The sequence below is a fragment of the Catenulispora pinisilvae genome, assembly GCF_015356865.1.
In the GTDB taxonomy this organism is placed as follows: Bacteria; Actinomycetota; Actinomycetes; order Streptomycetales; family Catenulisporaceae; genus Catenulispora; species Catenulispora pinisilvae.
The window spans coordinates 1-520 of the sequence record NZ_JAAFZA010000586.1 but is presented as its reverse complement, the minus strand read 5'-3'; the positions used below and the strand labels follow the sequence as shown (position 1 = coordinate 520).

General features: G+C 68.3%; 1 protein-coding gene. It reads left to right on the top strand.

All coding sequences use genetic code 11. The annotated features are described in order from the left end of the window. A partial coding sequence (locus IZR01_RS51980) for a hypothetical protein (protein ID WP_228561490.1) occupies positions 1 to 212 on the top strand: 212 nt, incomplete at its 5' end. Positions 213 to 520: the final 308 nt, after the last annotated feature.

Sequence of the window (520 nt, the reverse complement as noted above, 5' to 3'; positions counted from 1 at the left end):
GGCAGGTGGCGGCCGCGTACAGCGCGAACTTGACTCCCGAGAACCGGCACTGTAGGCAAAGCCCTGCCGACGCGACCGAGGGGAACGAACCGAAAACCAACCGGAAGAATAGCAACCGCAGGGCCCGTAGACGCAGCTCAGCGGTGTCGCTGCCGGTAGGGGTGTGGCGGCGGGCCGGTGCTCAGCTGGTCGGCGACATGACCGCCTTCTGATGGTCTATCTCGGCATACCCGCCAGCCCGGCGGTATCGCTTGTGGTCGCCGGGTCGATCGATCCCGCGCCCGCCAGCCCGGGCTGCACACCCCCGGCACCGGTGCGCTGGCCAGCACCCGGACCGGCGGCCGAACTCGCCGAGCGGCCGGTACCGAACCACCAGTTTTGTACTTCTCCGGCCGGTTTTCGGTTCGTTCCCCTCGGTCGCGTCGGCAGGGCTTTGCCTACAGTGCCGGTTCTCGGGAGTCAAGTTCGCGCTGTACGCAGCCGCCACCTCCACGCCTGACCGCAGCGCGCGGACTTTACT